Source organism: Caldimonas sp. (assembly GCF_046289365.1).
GTDB lineage: Bacteria > Pseudomonadota > Gammaproteobacteria > Burkholderiales > Burkholderiaceae_C > Caldimonas.
In genome coordinates this window covers 1-20,112 of the sequence record NZ_JBKBVU010000045.1, presented here as the reverse complement: position 1 = coordinate 20,112, position 20,112 = coordinate 1, and the positions used below count along the sequence as shown (strand labels likewise).

Annotated in this window: 18 protein-coding genes; 5 read left to right on the top strand and 13 right to left on the bottom strand. The window is 68.9% G+C overall.

Going from position 1 to position 20,112, the window contains the following annotated elements:
* The 4 genes from ACK42S_RS06845 to ACK42S_RS06830 all read right to left on the bottom strand — a co-directional run.
* Positions 1-1,112: sensor histidine kinase N-terminal domain-containing protein (locus ACK42S_RS06845; protein WP_409704828.1), on the bottom strand; the 1,112-nt coding region annotated here is incomplete at its 3' end.
* Between the two features lie 62 nt (positions 1,113-1,174).
* Positions 1,175-1,849, bottom strand: a complete 675-nt coding sequence (locus tag ACK42S_RS06840) for a response regulator (RefSeq protein ID WP_409704826.1) — start codon at positions 1,847-1,849, stop codon at positions 1,175-1,177.
* A gap of 27 nt (positions 1,850-1,876) precedes the next feature.
* A complete protein-coding gene (gene gluQRS / locus ACK42S_RS06835; RefSeq protein ID WP_409704824.1) occupies positions 1,877-2,764 on the bottom strand; it encodes a tRNA glutamyl-Q(34) synthetase GluQRS in 888 nt (295 codons plus the stop codon).
* The gene (locus tag ACK42S_RS06830; protein ID WP_409704822.1) at positions 2,761-3,750 is read right to left on the bottom strand and encodes a LysR substrate-binding domain-containing protein; all 990 of its coding nucleotides are present in this window, start codon (positions 3,748-3,750) and stop codon (positions 2,761-2,763) included. Before ACK42S_RS06830 ends, gluQRS begins: the two co-directional genes overlap by 4 nt.
* 106 nt (positions 3,751-3,856) lie before the next feature.
* Between ACK42S_RS06830 and ACK42S_RS06825 the strand changes: the two genes are divergently transcribed.
* The 5 genes from ACK42S_RS06825 (at position 3,857) to ACK42S_RS06805 (ending at position 10,834) form a co-directional block, all read left to right on the top strand.
* On the top strand, positions 3,857-4,558 hold the full coding sequence (locus tag ACK42S_RS06825; protein ID WP_409704820.1) for a pirin family protein: 702 nt from the start codon (positions 3,857-3,859) through the stop codon (positions 4,556-4,558).
* 31 nt (positions 4,559-4,589) lie between these two features.
* Positions 4,590-5,297: a DUF599 domain-containing protein gene (locus tag ACK42S_RS06820; RefSeq protein ID WP_409704818.1), complete on the top strand. Its 708-nt coding sequence runs from the start codon at positions 4,590-4,592 to the stop codon at positions 5,295-5,297.
* Between the two features lie 125 nt (positions 5,298-5,422).
* Complete coding sequence (gene dnaE / locus ACK42S_RS06815; protein WP_409704816.1) at positions 5,423-8,923, top strand: DNA polymerase III subunit alpha; 3,501 nt, start codon at positions 5,423-5,425, stop codon at positions 8,921-8,923.
* A gap of 219 nt (positions 8,924-9,142) precedes the next feature.
* Complete coding sequence (locus tag ACK42S_RS06810) at positions 9,143-9,538, top strand: hypothetical protein (protein WP_409704814.1); 396 nt, start codon at positions 9,143-9,145, stop codon at positions 9,536-9,538.
* 84 nt (positions 9,539-9,622) lie between these two features.
* Positions 9,623-10,834 carry a patatin-like phospholipase family protein gene (locus tag ACK42S_RS06805; RefSeq protein WP_409704812.1) on the top strand — a complete coding sequence of 404 codons (1,212 nt, stop codon included), beginning with the start codon at positions 9,623-9,625 and terminating at the stop codon, positions 10,832-10,834.
* Between the two features lie 19 nt (positions 10,835-10,853).
* Here ACK42S_RS06805 and ACK42S_RS06800 read toward each other — a convergent pair whose 3' ends face one another.
* The 9 genes from ACK42S_RS06800 to ACK42S_RS06760 form a co-directional block, all read right to left on the bottom strand.
* Entirely contained in the window at positions 10,854-11,174 is a 321-nt protein-coding gene (locus ACK42S_RS06800) for a ComEA family DNA-binding protein (protein WP_409704810.1), read from the bottom strand.
* Positions 11,175-11,280: 106 nt separating this feature from the next.
* Entirely contained in the window at positions 11,281-12,411 is a 1,131-nt protein-coding gene (locus ACK42S_RS06795) for a hypothetical protein (RefSeq protein WP_409704808.1), read from the bottom strand.
* Entirely contained in the window at positions 12,399-13,259 is an 861-nt protein-coding gene (locus tag ACK42S_RS06790) for a hypothetical protein (protein WP_409704806.1), read from the bottom strand. The genes ACK42S_RS06795 and ACK42S_RS06790 overlap by 13 nt, the downstream gene beginning before the upstream one ends.
* A 64-nt stretch (positions 13,260-13,323) precedes the next feature.
* The gene (locus ACK42S_RS06785; protein WP_409704804.1) at positions 13,324-14,082 is read right to left on the bottom strand and encodes a glycosyltransferase; all 759 of its coding nucleotides are present in this window, start codon (positions 14,080-14,082) and stop codon (positions 13,324-13,326) included.
* On the bottom strand, positions 14,079-15,236 hold the full coding sequence (lapB, locus tag ACK42S_RS06780; protein ID WP_409704802.1) for a lipopolysaccharide assembly protein LapB: 1,158 nt from the start codon (positions 15,234-15,236) through the stop codon (positions 14,079-14,081). The genes ACK42S_RS06785 and lapB overlap by 4 nt, the downstream gene beginning before the upstream one ends.
* Complete coding sequence (locus tag ACK42S_RS06775; RefSeq protein WP_409704800.1) at positions 15,226-15,546, bottom strand: lipopolysaccharide assembly protein LapA domain-containing protein; 321 nt, start codon at positions 15,544-15,546, stop codon at positions 15,226-15,228. Before ACK42S_RS06775 ends, lapB begins: the two co-directional genes overlap by 11 nt.
* A gap of 43 nt (positions 15,547-15,589) precedes the next feature.
* A complete protein-coding gene (locus tag ACK42S_RS06770) occupies positions 15,590-15,991 on the bottom strand; it encodes an integration host factor subunit beta (RefSeq protein WP_409704798.1) in 402 nt (133 codons plus the stop codon).
* Positions 15,992-16,052: 61 nt separating this feature from the next.
* The gene (gene rpsA / locus ACK42S_RS06765) at positions 16,053-17,774 is read right to left on the bottom strand and encodes a 30S ribosomal protein S1 (protein ID WP_409704796.1); all 1,722 of its coding nucleotides are present in this window, start codon (positions 17,772-17,774) and stop codon (positions 16,053-16,055) included.
* A 168-nt stretch (positions 17,775-17,942) separates the two neighbouring features.
* Entirely contained in the window at positions 17,943-19,952 is a 2,010-nt protein-coding gene (locus ACK42S_RS06760; RefSeq protein ID WP_409704794.1) for a bifunctional 3-phosphoshikimate 1-carboxyvinyltransferase/cytidylate kinase, read from the bottom strand.
* Between the last annotated feature and the right edge of the window lie 160 nt (positions 19,953-20,112).

Below are 20,112 nucleotides of genomic sequence, written 5' to 3'. Positions count from 1 at the left end.
GCGTGGCGCGTGTCGCTGCACACGCGCAGCGTGATGGCGCCGCCGGCAGGGGTGTAGCGGATCGCGTTGTCTGCGAGGTTGAGCAGGGCCTCGCGCAGCAGCCACTCGCTGCCGCGCACCTGCACCGCGGCGGGTGGCGTGTCCACCCCGAAGTCCAGGCGCTTGGTTCGGGCCTGGGGCAGCAGCTGGCGCGCCACGCCCTGGGCGAGCTCGACCAGATCGACGGGCTCGACGGCCAGGCCTCCTTCGGCCAGCGAGGCTTCACGGGCGCGCGCCAGGGCCAGCATCTGATTGGCCATGCGCACCGCGCGGTCCAGCCCCTCGTGCATGGCATGCAAAGCGCGGCGCACTTCGTCCGGGTCGCTTTCGCGCAGCGCGAAATCCACTTGGGTGCGCAGCACGCTCAAGGGGGTGCGCAGCTGGTGAGACGCATCGTCGAGGAACTGCTGCTGTGTGCGCGCCATCTCGGCGTAGCGTGCCATGTGGCGATTGACTGCTGCCACCAGCGGGCGCACCTCAGAGGGCAGGTCTTTGTCGTCGATGGGCCGCAAGTCGTCGGCCGGCCGCGCCTCGAGATCGTGTTGCAGGCGGGTCAGCGGCCGCAGCGTCATCACCACGCCGCTGATGAGCAGCACCATGCTCATGGCGATGCCCAGCAGATCGCGCTCGACGGAGCGGCGCAACACATGGTGCAAGAACACCTCCCGTGTGCCCAGGCTTTCGGCCACCTGCACGATGATGCGGGTGCCCGGATTGTTGGGCAGCGGCGGCGAGGCCAAGCGCGCCATGGCCGCCACGCGCACTGGTGTGTCCTCGTGCATGGCGTAGTAAAAGCGCGGCTCGCCGGTGATCAGGGGCTCGTGCGGCAGCGGCAGGAAAGGGCTGCCGATTTCAGCCAGGCCGTCTTCGGTGGAGACGCGAAAGTACACGCGCGCATTGGTGGTCAGCTCGAAGAACTCCAGCAGCAAGAACGGCTGCTCCACGGCCAGCCCGCCGCTGGCGGTGGACACGTTCAGATCGATGGCGCGCAAGGCGCCGGCCAAGGCGCGGTCGTACGCGGTATCGACCTGGTCGCGCAACCACTGGTTGGACAGCCACAACGTGCCACCCATGATGAGCGCCAGGCCCGGCACCAGCCACCACAGCAGGGCCGACTTCAGACTGCGGGTCCGCTTCACGGCGAGTCGGCTTCCAGGCAGTACCCCAGGCCGCGCAGGGTCAGGATGTGCACGCCCTTGCCAGCCAGTTTCTTGCGCAGCCGGTGGATGTAGACCTCGACGGCTTCGAGGTTCACGTCGGCCTCGTCGGCGAACACCCGGTCGAGGATGTGCTGCTTGCTCAGCGGCTCGCCGCTTTTCTGGATCAGCGCACGCAACACGGCATGCTCGCGTGGTGACAACGACAGGCTTTCCGCACCCACGGTGAAGCGCTGGGTGGCGGGGTCGAAATGCAGCGGCCCGCAGGCCAGACGCGGGTGCTCTTTGCCGCGGGCGCGCCGCACCAAGGCCATCAGGCGTGCTTGGAGTTCCTCCACCATGAAGGGCTTGGGCAGGAAGTCGTCGGCGCCCTCGTGCAGGGTGCCCACGCGTTCGGCCAGCGAGTCGCGCGCGGTGAGCACCAACACCGGTGTGCGGTCGTCGCGCTCGCGCATGCGCGAGATCACGCCGTGGCCGTCCAGGCCAGGCAGGCCCAGGTCGAGCACCACGGCGTCGAAGCTTTCGGTGGCCAGGCGACGGTCGGCCAGCGCGCCATCGTCGGCCCAATCCACGACGATGCCGGCGTGCCGGGCCAGCGTCTTGGCCAGCCAGCGGGCCAGCTCGGGTTCGTCTTCCACCAGCAGGATGCGCATGGGGGGTGTCTCCTGCGCCGCAGTGTGTCACAGCCAGCGCGCACGCCAGGCGGCCACCAGGGCCGCCAGCAGGCCGCCCAGGTCCTGCCCTGGGGCGGCCAGGCCCAGCACTGAGGCGGCCGTACGCACTGCGGCCAGCGGGTCGCGCGTGTCCAGTGCTGGTGCGCCGGTCTGTTTCGAGAGCTTTTCGCCGCCGGGCCCCAGCACCAGCGGTGTGTGCAGATAGCGCGGGGTGGGCAGCCCCAGCAGGCGCTGCAGGTGGATCTGGCGGGCCGTGTTGTCGGCCAAGTCCTCGCCGCGCACGATGTGGGTGATGCCCTGCTCGCCGTCGTCCACCACCACCGCGAGCTGGTAGGCCCACAGGCCGTCGGCGCGCCGCAGCACGAAGTCGCCCACGGCGGTGCTCAGGTCCTGGTGCTGGGGGCCCAGCCGGCGGTCGGTCCAGTCGATCGCCACCGCAAGGCCGTCGGCGTGCGTCGTGCGCAACCGCCAGGCGCGCGCCGGCTTGCCGGCCAGGCCGGTGCGACAGGTGCCCGGGTAGACGCGCTCGCCGTGGCGTGCGTGCACGACGCCCTGCGCTGCCAGGGCGCGTTCGATGTCCTTGCGGCTGCAGCCGCAGGGGTAGGCCCAGCCAGCGGCTTTCAGCCGATCGAGGGCCCGCTCGTAAAGGGCCTGGCGTTGCGATTGCCACACCGGCGGCTCATCGGGCACCAGGCCGCAGCGGGCGAGCTGTTCGAGGATGAACCGGTCGGCGCCGGGCACGCAGCGAGGCGTGTCCACGTCCTCGATGCGCACGAGCCAGCGCCCGCCGTGGGCACGGGCGTCGAGCCAGCTCGCCAAGGCGGCCACCAACGAGCCGGCATGCAAGGGGCCGGTGGGCGAGGGCGCGAAGCGCCCGACATAGGGGGCGCTCATGCGAGCGCAGGCCCGCGGCTGTGGCGCTCCAGCAAGGCGGTGCGCGTGGCCGGCCGGTCGAGTTGCTCCAGCCACCATCGCAGCCCCAGGCCGAGGCCCTGACGGTTGGAGGGGTCGGAACCGTTGCCCGGCGGGCAGCGCCAGGCGTAGTACATCGGCGCGGGCTGGCGCGGACGCGCGACGGCCTTGGCCACCAGGCGGCCGACCTCGACATGCGCGCGCACCAGGCCGCGCGGCAGGAAGCCGCAGCCCAGCCCGCGCAGGATGGCCTCGAGCTTGGCCGGCACGCTGGGCACGGTGAGCACGTCCTGGCCGGGCAGCAGGTTGAGCGTCATCGCGGCCAGGCGCTGGGCCGTGTCCGCCACGGCCACGGCGCGGTGGCGTTCCAGCAGGGCGTCAGCGATCGGTTCGGCCTCGCGCGCCAGGGGGTGGTGCGGGGCCACGACGAAGTCCATGTCCAGATGGCCCAGCGGCAGCACGGCGATGCCCGTGATCGGCGGGGGCTCGCCCGTCACGCCCAGCGCGAGGTCGGCCTGGCCGTGGACCAGGGCTTCCCAGGTGCCGGCCAGCACTTCGCTGCGCAGGCGCAGCCGGGGGCCCGGGCCTGCGGGCGGGTTGAGCGCATAGAAGGCCTCGCACAGCTCGAAGACCGTCAGGCTGGACAGGATGCTGTCCACCGCAATGCTCAGCTGGGTCTCCCAGCCCGAGGCCACGCGGCGCACGCGGTGGGCCACCGCGTCCATGGCCTGCAGCAGCCGCCGCCCTTCGGCGAGCAGCTCCTGGCCGGCGGCGGTGAGCTGGGCCTGGCGTGAGCGGCGGTCGAAGAGCAGCACGTCCAGCGCCTGCTCGAGCTGGCGCACGCTGTAGGTCAGCGCCGAGGGCACCTTGCCGAGTTCCCGCGCAGCCGCGGCAAAGCTGCCGCTGCGCGCGATCACGTCGATCATGGTCAGCGCTTCCGGGGTGAGGGCGTTGCGGCGGTCGCTCATCTGCGGGTTCAAATGCTTCGAATGATGCCATCAAGGCCGCAGGGCCGATCGGCCCTGTCCTGTTCCCACAATGGAGAGGCACGAACCGACAGGAATAGAGGCTCTCATGTTCACCCTGCGCAGATCCGCCGAACGGGGCCATGCCGACCACGGCTGGCTCAACAGCTACCACAGCTTTTCGTTTGCCGACTACCATGACCCGGCCCACATGGGCTTTGGCAACCTGCGCGTGATCAACGAGGACCGCATCGCGCCGGGCACGGGCTTCGGCACGCACGGGCACCGCGACATGGAGATCATCTCCTACGTGCTCGAAGGCGAGCTCGCGCACCGCGACAGCATCGGCAACGGGGCGTTCATCCGCCCCGGTGAGGTGCAGCGCATGAGCGCCGGCCGCGGCATCCTGCACAGCGAGTACAACCACGCGCCGGCAACCACCACGCACTTCCTGCAGATCTGGATCCTGCCCGACGAGCGTGGCCTCGAGCCGAGCTACGAGCAAAAGATGTTCCCGGCTGAGGACAAACGCGGCCGCCTGCGCTTGGCAGCCTCGCCCGATGCGCGCGAGGGGTCGGTGAAGCTCAACGCCGATGCGTCGATGTACGTGGGCCTGTTCGATGGCGCCGAGCGTGCCGAACTCGCGCTGGACCGCCGGCGCCTGACCTACGTGCACCTGGCGCGCGGAGAACTGCACGTCAACGGCCACACGCTGCATGCCGGGGATGCCGCCAAGCTGGTCGAGGAGGACCGGCTGGTGCTTGAGCAGGGTCGCGATGCCGAGGTGCTGGTGTTCGACCTGGCGCCGTGACGCCGTCGTGCCCTTGGCTACAGTGCGGTCCATGAACGCTGCCGTCGAAATCATCACCCTGCTGCCCTGGACCGACTGGCTGGCCCTGGGCTGGTTCTTTGCGGCCTGGGTGGCCTACGCTTTGTTCGCCCGTCACCGCGGCCAGACCGAGATGACCGTGCTGGGCGTGACCAACCGGCTGCGCCGGCAGTGGATGCTGCAGACCACCCATCGCGACGTGCGCGTGATCGACGGCATCGTGATCCAGAGCCTGTCGAGCAGCCCGTCCTTCTTCGCGTCCACCACCATCCTGATCATCGGCGGCTTGCTGGCCGTGCTGGGCACCAGCGAGAAGGCCACCGAGCTCGTGGCCGAGATCCCCTTTGCGGCGCGCACCTCGGTGCTGGTGTTCGACCTCAAGGTGCTGGTGCTCACAGGCGTCTTCGTGTTCGCCTTTTTCCGCTTCACCTGGTCGCTGCGGCAGTACACCTTCGGGGCGCTGATGATCGCGTCGGCGCCGGACTACCGTGTGTTCGACAGGGGGGAAGCCTCGCGCGAAGAGTTTGCCGATCGCGCCGGTCGTGTCGTGGGTCTGGCGGCCGAGACCTTCAACGATGGCCTGCGTGCCTACTACATGGCCTTCGCGCTGATCGGCTGGTTCTTCTCGCCGTTGGTGTTCGCGGTGCTCACCGCCGGCGTGATCTGGGTCTTGTACCAGCGCGAGTTCCGTTCGGACGTGCTGGCCGTGCTCAAGTCCTGAGTGAGCGGGTGCTTGCCTGCAGGTGCCCGCCGTCACGGAGTGCCGCCTCAGCGACCCGCTGACACGTTCTGGGCCGGCACTCACAGCGCCGCAGGGTGGGCACTCGGCTGCCTAAAATGACCCGCATGGCCTTCATCCACCTGCGCACCCACACCGAATACTCCGTCGTCGATGGCACCTTGCGGGTCGACGACATGGTCCAGGCGGCCGCGGCCGATGGTCAGGCTGCCCTGGCAATCACCGATCTGTCCAATCTGTTTGGCGCGATCAAGTTCTACAAGGCTGCACGCGATGCGGGGGTCAAGCCCCTGATCGGGGCCGATGTCTGGATGGAGCCGCCACCGGGTGCCGGCAGCGACCGCCAGCCCAGCCGCCTGCTGCTGCTGATCCAGAACCGCCAGGGCTACCTTAACCTGTGCGAGCTGCTCGCACGCGGCTGGACCCGCAATGTGCAGCGCGCCCAGGCCTGGCTGCGCTGGGAGTGGCTCGAGTCCCTGGGCGAAGGCCTCATCGTGCTGTCGGGCGCCGACCAAGGCCTGGTCGGCCAGGCCCTGCTGGCCGGCGACCGGCCGCGGGCGAAAGCGGCCGCGCAGCGCTTGGCCGCGTTGTTCCCCGAGCGCTTCTACCTCGAACTGCAGCGCGCCGGCCTGCCCAGCCACGAGGCCCATGTGCGCGCGGCGGTGCCCCTGGCAGCCGAACTGGGCCTGCCGGTGGTGGCCACGCACCCGGTGCAGTTCCAGACCCCGGAGGATTTCGAAGCCCACGAGGCGCGCGTGTGCATCGCCGAAGGCGAGACCCTGACCAACCCGCGGCGCATCAAGCGCTTCACGCGCGAGCAGTACTTCAAGACCCAGGCCGAGATGGAGGCCTTGTTCGCCGACATTCCCTCGGCCCTGGCTAACTCGGTCGAAATCGCCAAGCGCTGCAACTTGAGCCTGGTGCTGGGCAAGCCGCAATTGCCCAACTTCCCGATTCCCCAGGGGCTGACGATGGAGCAGTACTTCCGCCAAGTCTCGCTCCAGGGGCTGGACGAGCGGCTGGCCCACCTCTACCCCGAGACGGCCGAACGCGAGCGGCAACGCCCCGCCTACGTGCAACGGCTCGACTTCGAGATCGACACGATCCTGAAGATGGGCTTTCCGGGTTACTTCCTCATCGTGGCCGATTTCATCAACTGGGCCAAGAGCCACGGCTGCCCGGTGGGCCCGGGCCGCGGCTCGGGGGCGGGTTCGCTCGTGGCCTATGCGCTGAGAATCACCGACCTCGACCCGCTGCGCTACAACCTGCTGTTCGAACGCTTCCTGAACCCCGAGCGCGTGTCGATGCCCGACTTCGACATCGACTTCTGCCAGGCCAACCGCGACCGTGTCATCGACTACGTGAAGGAGCGCTACGGCCGCGAGGCGGTGTCGCAGATCGCCACCTTCGGCACCATGGCTGCCAAGGCCGCGCTGCGCGACGTGGGCCGCGTGCTGGGCATGGGCTATGGCCATGTGGACGGCATCGCCAAGCTCGTGCCGGCGCCGCCGGGCAAGACGGTCACGCTCAAGCGCCCCGGCGACACACCCGACCCGGGCCTGATCTATGCCCGCAAGGAGGCGCCCGAGATCGAGGAGCGCGAGAAGAACGAAGAAGAAGTGGCCGAGCTGCTGGCCCTGGCCGAACGGGTCGAAGGCCTGGTGCGCAACATCGGCATGCATGCCGGCGGCGTGCTGATCGCCCCTGGCAAGATCACCGACTTCTGCCCGCTGTACATGCAGCCCGGCAGCGACGCGGCCGTCTCGCAGTACGACAAGGACGATGTCGAGGCCATCGGCCTGGTCAAGTTCGACTTCCTGGGCCTGGCCACGCTCACCATCCTGGAGATGGCCAAGGAATTCATCGTCGCGCGCCATCCCGACCAGAAGGACTTCGACTTCGCCAAGATCCCGCTGGACGACAAGGCGGCTTACGAGCTGCTCTCCGAAGGCAAGACGGTGGCGGTGTTCCAGTTGGAATCGCGTGGCATGCAGGGCATGCTGCGCGACGCCAAGCCCAGCGTCTTCGAGGACATCATCGCGCTGGTGGCGCTGTACCGTCCCGGGCCGATGGACCTGATTCCCTCCTTTTGCGCCCGCAAGCACGGGCGCGAGCCGGTGGAATATCCCCATCCGCTGATGGAGGGCGTGCTCAAGGAGACCTACGGCATCATGGTCTACCAGGAGCAGGTGATGCAGGTGGCCCAGATCGTCGGCGGCTACTCGCTCGGCGGTGCCGACCTGCTGCGCCGCGCCATGGGCAAGAAAAAGCCCGAGGAGATGGCCAAGCATCGCGTCATCTTTGCCGAGGGCGCGGCGAAGAACGGCATCGATGCGGCCAAGGCCAACGAGATCTTCGACCTGATGGAGAAATTCGCAGGCTATGGCTTCAACAAGTCGCATGCCGCGGCTTATGCCCTGCTGGCCTACCACACGGCCTGGCTGAAGGTGCACTACCCGGCCGAGTTCTTCGCCGCCAACATGAGCGTGTCCATCGACGACACCGACAAGCTCAAGATCTTCTTCGACGACGCGGTGCAAAACTTCGGCATCACCTTCGAGCGGCCCGACGTCAACACCGGCACCTACCGCTTCGAGCCTACCGGCGAGCGTACCGTGCGCTACGGCCTGGGCGCCATCAAGGGCACCGGCCAGGGCGCGATCGAGGCCATCGTGCAGGCGCGCGAGGCGGGCGGGCGCTTCAAGAGCTTCTTCGACTTCTGCGCTCGCGTGGACCGCTCGCGCATCAACAAGCGTGTGGTCGAGGCGCTCATCAAGGCGGGCGCCTTCGATGCTCTGGAGCCCAACCGTGCCGCCCTGCTGGCCAGCGTCTCGCTGGGCTTCGAATACGCCGACACCCAGGCGGCGCATGCCGATCAGGGCGGCCTGTTCGACTTCGGCGACACCCATGGTTCGTCCACCCAGGAACCCGACCTCGTGGCCGCCGAGCCCTGGAGCATCAAGGCCCGCCTGATGCACGAAAAGCCGGCCATCGGCTTTTACCTCTCGGGCCATCTCTTCGACGAATACGCCCCCGAAGTGCGCCGCTTCGTGCGGCTGCGTGTCGCCGACCTGGTCGACAGCCGCGAACCGCAACTGCTCGCGGGCATCGTCAGCGAGCTGCGCGTGGTCAACGGCCAGCGCGGCCGCGTGGCCATCTTCAAGCTCGACGACAAGACGGACGTCATCGAGGCCGTGGCCAACGAAGATCTGCTGGAGGCCCATCGCGACTGGTTGAAGGACGACGAACTGCTCATCGTGCAGGGCAAGGTCCAGCCCGACCGGTTCTCAGGCGGGCTGCGCCTGAACGTGCAGCAGTTCTGGGATCTGGCGGCCGCACGCTGCCGCTTCGGCCGCTACCTGCGCGTGGCCGTCAACGGCCAGGCCCTGCCGGTGCGCGAGCTGCTGCAGGCCTACCCGCCGCGGCGCGTGCTCACCGAGCACGGCGAGCTCCTGCAGGGCCTGGGCGTGCGCCTGGCCGTGCACCGGCCTCAAGCCTATGGCGAGGTCGACCTCGGCGAAGCCGCGCGTTTCTACCCCAGCGACGAGGCCCTGGACCACTGGCGCCGCGGCGCCCATGAGGGGCAGGCCAGCATCGTCTACGAATGAGCGTCCAACGAAGAAACGCCTACATTTGTAACGAATCGTTGCGAATCGTTGTGCTTTGAGGGCCGGACGCCACAGGTTCGGCCTCACTCTGTCAGAAATTGACGGACATCTGGCGATTCTTCCCATTTTCTGGGCCGATTTCTCGCTAGCATGAGGGCCCATGAACCACAAAGGAGCCGTCCGGCCGGTTCGGCCCCAGGCTCCAAGGAGTCGTTCCTCATGAAAGCTCGTCATGGCCTGGTGGCCGCCGTCTTCGCCGCTGCGCCCGTCTTGGCTGCAGCCAACACCAGTGTGGGGGTGTCGGTCAGCATCCACGAGCCGGGCTTTTATGGCCGCATCGACATCGGCCATGCCCCGCCGCCGGCGGTGATCTATCCGCAGCCGGTCATCATCGCCCCGCCGGCCGTGGTGGTGCATCAGCGGCCCGTCTATATGCGCGTGCCGCCCGGGCATGCGAAGGACTGGGGCAAGCACTGCCACAAGTACAACGCCTGCAGCACGCCGGTTTACTTCGTCAAATATGACGAGGACCGCGAGCGCCGCTACTGGGAAGAGAAGAAGAAGCACAAGGGCGGCCACGGGCGGCCCGACCACCCCGGCCGCGGCCGCGACTGAGCCCCGTCTTCGAAGTCAAGTGCCCGGCACCGGCCGCCGGCCGCGGCCTGCACGCCCCGGTGGGGCCGCCCTACACTGCGGCGCATGAGTCAAGCGTCCCTGGCCGGCCTGGTGCTGATGGGCGGCGGTGCCCGAGCGGCCTATCAGGTCGGCGTGCTCCAAGCCATGGCAGGCCTGCTGCGCGAACACCGGGCTCCCCGCGGCAATCCGTTTCCCGTGCTGGTCGGCACCTCGGCCGGCGCGATCAACGGTGCCGCGCTGGCCTGCGGGGCCGCGGATTTCGTCGCGGCGGCCGAAGAACTGGCGGCGATGTGGTCGGGCCTGCGGGTCGAGCACATCTACCGGGCCGATTCCCTGGGCGTCATCCGCAGCGGGGCGCGCTGGCTGACCCTGCTCTCGCTGGGCTGGCTGCTGGCCCGCTGGTGGCGCCACCGCCCCCGCTCGTTGCTGGACAACCGCCCGCTGGCCGAACTGCTGCATCGCACGCTGGACCTGCGCCGCATCGACTGGGCCTTGCGCCATCACCACCTGCAGGCCCTGGCCGTGACGGCTTCGAGCTATTCCTCGGGCCAGCATGTCACCTTCTACCAGGCGCTCAGCCCGACCGAGCCCTGGTCCCGGTCACAGCGCCTGGCCGAGCGCACCCGCCTCACCCACGAGCACCTGCTCGCCTCGGCGGCCATTCCCTTCGTGTTTCCCGCCGTGCCGCTGCAGGTGCAGGGGCAGCAGGAATATTTCGGCGACGGCTCGATGCGCCAGACCGCACCGATCTCGCCGGCCGTGCACCTCGGGGCGCAGCGCATCCTCGTGATCGGTGCGGGTCGCCTGCAGGAGCCGCCGGGCCCGCGTGCCGTCTCGGGCAGCTACCCGTCGCTCGCCCAGATCGCCGGCCATGCGCTGTCGAACATCTTCCTCGATGCGCTGGCAGTGGACGTGGAACGTGCGCGGCGGATCAACCACACGCTGTCGCTGCTGGGCCCGGAGGCTCGGGATCGCACCAGCCTGCGCCCGCTGGACCTGCTGGTGATTGCCCCGAGTCAGCGCCTGGACGATCTGGCCGCCCGCCATGTCGGAGAACTGCCCTCCACGATCCGTGCACTGTTGCGCGCGCTGGGCGTGAGCAGTGAGCGGCAGGCTTCCGGCGAGGGTGCGGCATTGGCCAGCTACCTGCTGTTCGAGCCCGGCTATGTGCACGCGCTGATGGAGCTGGGCCGCCAGGACACGCTGGCCCGCCGCACCGAGGTCGAGCATTTCCTTGGGCTGTCGGACGCACAGTCTCCGAGGGCCGTGGCCTGAAGCCGGCCGATGGACCGGGCTAACGCGCCGGCGGGTTGAGGCTGCGCCCAGTGGCCTGATGCTGCGCCAGGCTCACACCATTGACCGTCAGTCCCTGGGCCGAAAAGCTGCGGGCCGTGCGCTCGCCCACACCGGGCATGCGGTCGATGAAGTCGTCCCAGTCGCGAAACGGCGAACGGCGCCGTTCCGTGACGATGCGCTCGGCCATCTTCGGCCCGATGCCCTTGACCAACTGCAACCGGGTGGCATCGACCCGGTTGACGTCGCCCACGGCCTGGGCCACGGGGGAAAGCAGGAGCAGCCACAGCGCCACCAGGGCGCCTGTCCAGCATGTGCGCATGAAGTCCTCCTGGATGCTTGTTGACGCAGCCGGTCTGGGCCGGCGTGCGCGTTGAAGTCTAGGCAGGAGGCGGCGCTTTTGCCTTCCCTCCAAGGGGGGGCAATGGTCAGCGATCCGGGGTCCGGGTCAGCCAGCGGGCCACGCCGTCGGCGTCGCTGACGGCGTGGATGTTCAGCGCCTGCAGCAGGCGGGCGTCCCATTGGTCGCCGTGACGGCTGGTATGGACCAGTGCCACCGTCCGTGCGGAAGGCAGCAGCAAGGCAGCCGTCAGCAGGCTCGTGCTCATGCCGGCGATCACCAGCAGGCGGTGGCCACGGCACAGCAGGTAGGCCATCTCCACCGGCAGCACGCGAGGCACTTCCCGGGTGCCGGGCGAACGGGCGAGGCCCAGGTAATCAGCCTGCGTCTCACGAGGGTGGTACTTGTAGGCGAAGCCGATGCCGGCGTTGCACAACGCCTGGACACAGCCTTGCACCAGTTCCACATAGTGCGGGTTGCGCTGGGCATAGGTCGAGTGATTGAGCGTCAGCAGGGCTCCGCAATCGTCCAGTGCGGCCGGATCCCAGTCCAACCGCCTGCAGAAGTCCTGGGCCAGATGACGCAGGCAGGGCGCGCCGAGCCCTGCGGCGGGGAAAGGTCGTACGGCTCGGGTGCGCAATTCGGGCCGAAGCAGGTCGGGGTGCAAGGCCAGGAACTCCTGCACCAGGGGGTGGGTGCCCAGCACCCGCACGTCACACCATTGCGGCCCCATGCGCAGCTTCTGCCGCCACCGCGTCACCATGCCCAGCCGGCGATACACATAGCCGGTGTAGGCCTGCGCGCCGTCCTCGGCGCACACGCGTCTGGCGGCCGGGAAACTGCCGGCCGCTTCGATGAGCACACGCTGCCCGGCGTCCTGGCGGTCGTTGAAGACGGTCACGGAGGTCGGCTGCCAGCGCTGCACGGCCTGTGCCAGTTCAGCATCCAGGTCGCGCCAAGCCCGACGGCGTGTCGGCCCGCCGGGGACATGGCGGGGCTCCAGCGTGATCGTCTGCTCGAAGGGGGTCTGTGACCAGGCTTGCAGGGCCTGCCCGAAGAGCGCGGGATCCTGCAGATCGGGCAGGAACAGCAGGCAGGACCGTGCCTGGTCATCGCACCGTGCCTGCTCGGCCAGAGCCGAAGCCAGCAGAAGCTGGAGGCTGCTGCGAACGAGGTACAAAGGCCGGGCCTGTGCCGGCGGCTCGTTCAGCGGGGACATCCCCGGTACCCTGCACGCCCGAGCCGCTCGAAGACATCCGGCCGCACGTCCTGCGACGCCACGGCCTGGCGCAGGAAATCCTCGGTGAGCACGCCCTTTTCCAGACCTTCCCTGAGCAGATCGAAAAAGAAGGCTTCCTGATGGGGATCGGGGTGGGGCAGGTAGCGGCGGCGCGGACGCAAAAGCCCCCGGTCGCGGAGCCAGCGGCGCAGCCGGCCGGCCAGTCCCTGGAAGTTCGTGTTGAAGTCCACCGGCAGGCCGGTCTTCCAGGGCTGCGTCAACCGCTCCGTCATGTGCAACAGGCGCGTGTGCGGGGTCAGCTTGTCGAAGGAGTTCCACTCCTCGGGCAGTTCACCGATCGTGGAGGGGTCCTGGTGGGCGAGCTGGATCCAGGGCTTGTAGTCGAGGCGGCCGCCGAACATCGCGTCGATCTCCTCGTCCCAGCGCCAGTCGGTCAATTTGGCACAGTCGAGCAGCATGACGCTGGTCGCCCATTTCCCCGGCCCTCCACCCTGACTGGCGGGCAGATTGCGGCACATGACAGCCTTGCCCTGCATGTCACAGGTGAGCAGTTCATAGACGTCTCCGCCAGCGGAGAACACGTCAGGGTCGGTGACCAGCGCCCGCCCCTGGTACCCCATCAGTTGGGGCACCAGGCGTCGCAGCGGGCTGAACGACTGCAGGTCGTCGTTGTGCCAGACGGCCATCTTCCCCATCCTCAGATAGCGCTGACCCTCGCGCCGATGGAGGTGAGGCGTTTCCTCCAGGCGCAGCAGTTTCACCTCGAAACGCTCGGGACTTGCGCTGCGCGATCGAAAGGAATGCGCCGCCAGCAGGGCGCCGAGCATCTGCTGGTCGTTGGTGTGGACGAAGACGGTCGGTTGGTTCATGGCAGACAGGGCAAGGGGGTGGTCACTCCCGCCAGTGCTCGGCCACCCAGGGCGCGGGGCGGGCGTAGCGGCGCCAGCGCCAAGGGGTGCCCACGACGGCGTCGGGCGGGTTGATCGTGCCGTGGAACACCAGCACCCGCGCGTTGGCCGGAGCACGCGGCTCGCGCCAGTAGTTGCCGGGCCACGGCGGCAGGCAATGGTATTTGTAGCTCGCACACCACTCGCTCGGCCAGTAGGCCAGCAGGCCACGCTCGTGCAGGTAGGCCGAGAGATAGGCCTGCTCGTTGCGGTAGCGCCGGCGGATCTCCGCCTGGTGGGCCCGGAAGTGGGACAGCACCCCTCCCAGCCGGCCGAGGCGGAAGCGGTAGACCGAGGAATTCCCGGTGATGCGCCAGGGGCGCTTCCAGTCGTGGATGATCAGGAATTCGCCCGGATGCTCGAAGAAAGCGTCGAGCGAGCCCACGATCACGACATCGACGTCCAGGAACAAGGCCGTGCCCTTCAGGCCGTGCAGGTCGGGTTCGAAGGTCGTGAGCTTCTTCCAGCCGCGTTCGGGGATGCCTTCGGGCAGCGCAAGGTCCGGGATGGGGTGGCATTCCACCTCGGCCCGCAGACCCCGGGTGTCGTCGGTGAGGCAGACGAAGCGGAAGTCCCCGCTCAGGTGGCGGCGTACCATGCCGTAGAGGCGGTTGACGTACTCAGGGCCGTACTTCGTGCCCCACTTCATGCACAGGACCACGCGGTCCGATTCGCTCGGGGCGGGGCGAAAGGCGTCACTCATAGCTCGTCCACGTGGCGCGGCGGGTAGCTGTCCCAGTTCTGGCAGCCCGGGCATTGCCAGAAGTAGTGCTGGGCCTCGAAGCCGCAGGCGGCGCAGCGGTAGCGCTGCAGCGGACGGGCTGCGGCCGCCAGCACCTGGTGCACCGACTGCAGTTCCTGCCGGCTCAGCACCTCGTGCTGATGCAGGCATTCGTCGAGCAGGCCGACCACCGCGCTCACCGAGGCCTGACGCTCCAGGTGGTCGGCGAGCCGCCGGCGCCGCGCCGCAGGGTCGGCGTCGAGCTGCAGCAGGGCACGCAGCAGTTCCGTGCCGGGTTGCTGGGCATACAGCGCCTGCAATCGCTCCAGGGCCTGCGCAGCCTGACCGGCGGCCTGGGCGCTGGTCGCATAGGCCTGGGCCACCAGCGCGAAGCGGGCCGGCTGCACCGCCATCAGCTCCCCCCAGGTGGCCAGGGCCTCGTCGTGCCGGCCCTGGCGGGCCAGCCGTTGACCTTGCATGACGATCGGCCGGGCGGCCTGTGCAGCGGCCTGACGAGCCCGCACCAGGGCCTGCTCGGCGGCGGCGGTGTCCCCGCGCGCATCGGCTTCGTGGGCCAGCTCGCAATGGTAGTGGGCGATGCGCTCAGCAAAGGAGCCCGCTCCGGCCGCCTCGAGCTTGCCGGCCGTCTCGATGGCCGCCGGCCAGTCGCGCGAGCGTTCGTACAGCGTCAGCAGGGCCAACCGGGCTTCGGTGGCGAAGGCGGTGGATTCGAGCGCCCGGTAGGCCGCCTCGGCCCGGTCGAACAGCCCGGCCTTCAGGAAGTCCTGCGCCAGGGCGTGCTGGGCGCGCTCGCGCTCGGCACGGGGCAGGTCGCCGCGGCTGAGCAGGTGTTCGTGCACGCGCACGGCCCGCTCGTACTCCCCGCGGCGGCGGAAGAGGTTGCCCAGGGCGAAATGCAGGTCGGAGGTGTCCGGGTCATGCTGCACGGCCTCGATGAAGGCATCGATGGCCTTGTCCTGCTGCTCGTTGAGCAGCAGGTTGAGCCCCTTGAAATAGGCCTTGGGCGAGGACTGCTGTTCTCGGCGCCACTGACGCAGGTCCAGGCGCGAGGCCCACCAGCCCAGGCCGAAGGCCAGGGGCAGGCCCAGCAGCAGCCACTGGAAATCAAACTCCATCGCGCGGCGGATGGCTCAGCGCCAGGCCCTCGGCCGTGGCGGACGGCGCGGGTGCGGGCGAGGGGGGCGGCTCGGCGGCCATAGGACGGGGGGCACGTGCCGCCCGGCGCTGGCGCCACCAGCTCGGCACCATTGCCAAAACACCGAACACGCAGCCCAGCACGAAAGCGGCCAGCACGACGAGCACCATCGGGGCCCGCGTCTCGTGGCCGAAGAACCATTTCAGGTCCACCTCGTGCTGGTTGTTGAGCGCGAAGGCGAACAGGACGAAGAAGAGGAAGGCTCGGAACAGCCAGGTCAGGGCTCGCATCGGCGGGATTCTATCGGCGCGCGATGGGGCCGTGGCGGCTGGCTCAGTCGGCGCCAGGGTCCTGCACGCCCGCCGCATCGGTTGCTGCGTCGACGGGCTGGCGGTCGACGGCCTCGCGCAGGGCTTTGCCGGGTTTGAAGTGGGGCACGAGCTTCTCGGGAATCAGCACCTGCTCGCCCGAGCGCGGGTTGCGGCCCATGCGCGGCGGGCGGCGGTTGATCGAGAAGCTGCCGAAGCCGCGGATCTCGATGCGGTGGCCGCGCGCCAGGGCCTCGGCCATGGCGTCGAGCATGGTCTTGACCGCAAACTCGGTGTCGCGATGGGTGAGCTGGCCGAAGCGCTCGGCAAGCTGGTTCACGAGGTCGGATCGGGTCATGGTGCGCTCGTCGTCGGTGCAGATGGCACGAGGCTGGGATGAGGAGCCGCTTCGTTGGCGGCTGCTCATCGCAACCCCGCGGGGTTGCGCGAGGCGCCCGGGCCGGCAGGCCAGGGCGCCGCGGGCGGCATCAGCCGTTGTTGCTGTTCTGGTTGTCCAGCTTGGCCTTGAGCAGGGCGCCCAGGCTGGTCGTGCCGGCATTGCCGACGCTCTCGGCCGACAGGCGCTGCAGTGCTTCTTGCTGCTCGGCGCTGTCCTTGGCCTTGATCGACAGCTGGATGCTGCGGGTCTTGCGGTCCACGTTGATGATCAGCGCGGTGACCTCGTCGCCTTCCTTCAGCACGTTGCGGGCGTCCTCCACACGGTCGCGGGAGATCTCCGAGGCACGCAGGTAGCCGGTGACGTCGTCGGCGAGCTGGATCTCGGCGCCGCGGGCATCCACGCTCTTGACCGTGCCGGTGACGGTGGCGCCGCGGTCATGCACGGCGGTGTAGTTGCTGAACGGATCGGCGTCGAGCTGCTTGATGCCCAGCGAGATGCGCTCGCGTTCCACGTCGATGGCCAGCACGACGGCCTCGACTTCCTGGCCCTTCTTGTAGTTGCGCACGGCCGCTTCGCCCGGCTCGTTCCAGGACAGGTCGGACAGGTGCACCAGACCGTCGATGCCGGCAGCCAGGCCGACGAACACGCCGAAGTCGGTGATCGACTTGACGGGGCCCTTGACCTTGTCGCCGCGCTTGAAGTTCTGGGCGAATTCCTCCCAGGGATTGGGCTTGCACTGCTTCATGCCCAGGGAGATGCGACGCTTGTCCTCGTCGATCTCCAGGACCATGACCTCGACCTCGTCGCCCAGCGAGACGATCTTGCTGGGGGCGACGTTCTTGTTGGTCCAGTCCATCTCGGAGACGTGCACCAGGCCTTCGATGCCAGGCTCGATCTCGACGAAGGCCCCGTAGTCGGCGATGTTGGTGATCTTGCCGAACAGGCGGGTGCCGTTGGGGTAGCGGCGCGACACGCCCACCCAGGGGTCGTCGCCCAGCTGCTTCAGGCCCAGCGAGACACGGTTCTTCTCGGCGTCGAACTTCAGCACCTTGGCGCGCAGCTCTTGGCCGACGGTGACCACCTCGGAGGGGTGGCGCACACGGCGCCAAGCCATGTCGGTGATGTGCAGCAGGCCATCGATGCCGCCCAGGTCCACGAAGGCCCCGTATTCGGTGATGTTCTTGACCACGCCGTCGACGATGGCGCCTTCGTGCAGGGTTTCCAGCAGCTTGGCGCGCTCTTCGCCCATCGACGCCTCGATCACGGCACGGCGGCTGAGCACGACGTTGTTGCGCTTGCGGTCGAGCTTGATGACCTTGAACTCCATGGTCTTGCCCTCGTACGGGCTCATGTCCTTGACCGGGCGGGTGTCGATCAGGGAGCCGGGCAGGAAGGCGCGGATGCCGTTGACCAGCACGGTCAGGCCGCCCTTGACCTTGCCGGAGACGGTGCCGGTGACGAAGTCGCCGGACTCGAGGGCGCGCTCGAGCTGCAGCCATGAGGCCAGGCGCTTGGCCTTGTCGCGCGACAGGATGGTGTCGCCGTAGCCGTTCTCGATGGCGTCGATGGCCACCGAGACGAAGTCGCCGACCTGAACCTCGAGTTCACCCTGGTCGTTCTTGAACTCGTCGATGGGCACGTAGGCCTCGGACTTGAGCCCGGCATTCACGACGACGAAGTTGTAGTCCACGCGAACGACTTCGGCGGTGATCACCTCGCCGGCGCGCATTTCGGAGCGCTTGAGCGATTCTTCGAACAGGGCGGCGAAGGATTCCTGGCCTTGGGAGGCAGCGGCAGCGGTTTGAGACATGAAGAAGGTTCCTGGTGCCAGCCTGCGACCGGCAAAGCGCGGTCGGGACGACCGCGGGTTGGGTTGACGAATCCGGCCTTCCAGCGTGCCTGCACGGCACAGGGGGGAGAAAACCGGGCCCACCACCCTGGCCGGCTCGCAGGCCCGGTCAGGGTCTTTGGCCGTTCATCAAAACGGCCGGCGCTGCGCCCACCACGCCAGCACCTGCTGCACCGAAGCTTCGATGGAAAGTGCCGAGTTGTCGAGCAACTGCGCGTCTTCCGCAGGTCTCAAAGGAGCCGCGCTGCGGGTCTGGTCCCGCGCATCGCGCGCCTGCAAGTCCTGCAAAAGGGTCGCAAGGTTAGCAGAAATTCCCTTGGAAATCAATTGCTTATGCCGCCGCTTCGCGCGGGTTTCGGCGCTGGCGGTGAGGAAGACCTTCAAGGCGGCATCCGGAAAGATCACGGTGCCCATGTCGCGGCCATCGGCCACCAGGCCGGGCAGGCGGCGGAAATCGAGCTGGCGCTGGCGCAGGGCCTCGCGCACGGCCGGGTGGGCGGAGATCCGCGACGCCAGCGCCCCGACGTCCTCGCGGCGCAGATCCTCGCTCACGTCACGCTCGCCCAGCCAGATGCGGCCGGGTTCGAAGCGCAGTGGCAGGCCCGCCGCCAGGGCGGCCAGGGCGGCCTCGTCCTGCGCGTCCACGCCGGCCTCCAGGGCCGCCAGGGCGGTCGCCCGGTACAGCGCGCCCGAGTCGAGCAGGTGGTACCCCAGGGCCTGGGCCACCTCAGCGGCCAAGGTGCCCTTGCCCGAGGCTGTGGGGCCGTCGATCGTCAGCACGGGGATGTCGGCGACCTCGGCGCGGGCCACGGTGAACAGGGTCTCGAAGTAGTCCGGGAAGGTCTTGGCCACGCAGCGCGGATCGAGGATGCGCAGCGGCTGCCGCGCGGGCAGGCCCTCGATCAGGCCGTGGAAAGCTGCCAGCGAGAAGCACATGGCCACCCGGTGGTCGTCGTAGGTGTGGATCGCGGCGGCGCGCACCTGGCGCAGCGGGTGGACGGTGAGGCTGTCGGCGCCCTCGACCACCTCGGCACCGAGCTTGCGCAGCTCGGTGGCCATCGCGGCGATCCGGTCGGTTTCCTTCACGCGCCAGCTCGCGATGTTGCGTAAGGTGGTGGGCCCGTCGGCGTACAAGGCCATGATGGCCAGCGTCATCGCGGCGTCGGGAATGTGGTTGCAGTCCAGGTCCAGGGCGCGCAGCGGCCAGGTGCCGCGGTGCACCTCGAGCCAGTTCGGCCCCTGGCGCACGACGGCTCCCATCGCCTGCGCGGCTTCGACGAAGCGGATGTCGCCCTGGATGGAGTGGGCGCCCACGCCCTCGATGCGCACGGGGGCCTGCGCGGATGCGGCCAGGGCGCCAAGCGCGATAAAGTACGAGGCCGAGGAGGCATCGGCCTCGACGTGGAGATCCCCCGGCGAGCGGTAGGCCGACGCCGCGGGCACCGTGAAGGCCCGCCAACCGTCGCGCTGCACATGGATGCCGAAGCGTTGCAGCAGTTGCAGGGTGATCTCGATGTAAGGCTTGGAGATCAGCTCACCCACGACCTCGATGTGCACGGGCGCATTTGCCGACAGCAGCGGCGCAGCCATCAGCAAGGCGGTCAGGAACTGGCTGGAGACGTCGCCGCGCACGCGGATCGGGGCATCCACGCGCGGGCTGCCGCCCGCCAGCCGCAGCGGGGGATAGCCCGCTTGGCCGAGGTAGTCGATCCGGCAGCCCAGGCTGCGCAGTGCGTCGACCAGATCGCCGATGGGCCGCTCGTGCATGCGCGGCACGCCGCTGAGTTCGAAGCAGCCTCCGTGCTGGCCGCTCAACACCGCCAGGGCCGCCACCAGCGGGCGCATGGCCGTGCCGGCATTGCCCAGGAAAAGCCTGGCCTCGCGGGCGGCCAGGCGGCCGCCCAGGCCGGTCACCACCAGCGCGCCCCCTTCGTGCTCGATGCCGCAGCCGAGCTGGCGCAGCGCCTCGATCATCACCCGCGTGTCGTCCGAGTCGAGCAGGTCGTGCACGCGCGTGCGGCCTTCGCTCAGGCCGGCCAGCAGCAACACGCGGTTGGAGATGCTCTTGGAGCCGGGCAGCCGCACTGTACCGGCGGCCGAACGCAGGGGGGGCAGGTCGAGGAAGGCGGTGGTGTACATGCGCCGGAGGGGGCGGGCGGCGTCAGCGCCCGCCCGGGGGCTTGGGGGTGGACATCTGCCAGCTCGCGCGGGCTTCGGAGGCGCTGCGGATCCGGTCTTCCAGGGCCTGCGCATTGCCGGTCTTAATCACGTGCTCCAGCGCGTCGAGGGTGTGCCGGAA

Excerpts from the sequence above, each read along its gene's own strand:
- ACK42S_RS06840 (WP_409704826.1), bottom strand. The coding sequence starts at position 1,849 with ATGCGCATCCTGCTGGTGGAAGACGAACCCGAGCTGGCCCGCTGGCTG.
- gluQRS (WP_409704824.1), bottom strand. The coding sequence starts at position 2,764 with ATGAGCGCCCCCTATGTCGGGCGCTTCGCGCCCTCGCCCACCGGCCCC.
- ACK42S_RS06830 (WP_409704822.1), bottom strand. The coding sequence starts at position 3,750 with ATGAGCGACCGCCGCAACGCCCTCACCCCGGAAGCGCTGACCATGATC.
- ACK42S_RS06825 (WP_409704820.1), top strand. The coding sequence starts at position 3,857 with ATGTTCACCCTGCGCAGATCCGCCGAACGGGGCCATGCCGACCACGGC.
- ACK42S_RS06820 (WP_409704818.1), top strand. The coding sequence starts at position 4,590 with ATGAACGCTGCCGTCGAAATCATCACCCTGCTGCCCTGGACCGACTGG.
- dnaE (WP_409704816.1), top strand. The coding sequence starts at position 5,423 with ATGGCCTTCATCCACCTGCGCACCCACACCGAATACTCCGTCGTCGAT.
- ACK42S_RS06810 (WP_409704814.1), top strand. The coding sequence starts at position 9,143 with ATGAAAGCTCGTCATGGCCTGGTGGCCGCCGTCTTCGCCGCTGCGCCC.
- ACK42S_RS06805 (WP_409704812.1), top strand. The coding sequence starts at position 9,623 with ATGAGTCAAGCGTCCCTGGCCGGCCTGGTGCTGATGGGCGGCGGTGCC.
- ACK42S_RS06800 (WP_409704810.1), bottom strand. The coding sequence starts at position 11,174 with ATGCGCACATGCTGGACAGGCGCCCTGGTGGCGCTGTGGCTGCTCCTG.
- ACK42S_RS06795 (WP_409704808.1), bottom strand. The coding sequence starts at position 12,411 with ATGTCCCCGCTGAACGAGCCGCCGGCACAGGCCCGGCCTTTGTACCTC.
- ACK42S_RS06790 (WP_409704806.1), bottom strand. The coding sequence starts at position 13,259 with ATGCTCGGCGCCCTGCTGGCGGCGCATTCCTTTCGATCGCGCAGCGCA.
- ACK42S_RS06785 (WP_409704804.1), bottom strand. The coding sequence starts at position 14,082 with ATGAGTGACGCCTTTCGCCCCGCCCCGAGCGAATCGGACCGCGTGGTC.
- lapB (WP_409704802.1), bottom strand. The coding sequence starts at position 15,236 with ATGGAGTTTGATTTCCAGTGGCTGCTGCTGGGCCTGCCCCTGGCCTTC.
- ACK42S_RS06775 (WP_409704800.1), bottom strand. The coding sequence starts at position 15,546 with ATGCGAGCCCTGACCTGGCTGTTCCGAGCCTTCCTCTTCTTCGTCCTG.
- ACK42S_RS06770 (WP_409704798.1), bottom strand. The coding sequence starts at position 15,991 with ATGAGCAGCCGCCAACGAAGCGGCTCCTCATCCCAGCCTCGTGCCATC.
- rpsA (WP_409704796.1), bottom strand. The coding sequence starts at position 17,774 with ATGTCTCAAACCGCTGCCGCTGCCTCCCAAGGCCAGGAATCCTTCGCC.
- ACK42S_RS06760 (WP_409704794.1), bottom strand. The coding sequence starts at position 19,952 with ATGTACACCACCGCCTTCCTCGACCTGCCCCCCCTGCGTTCGGCCGCC.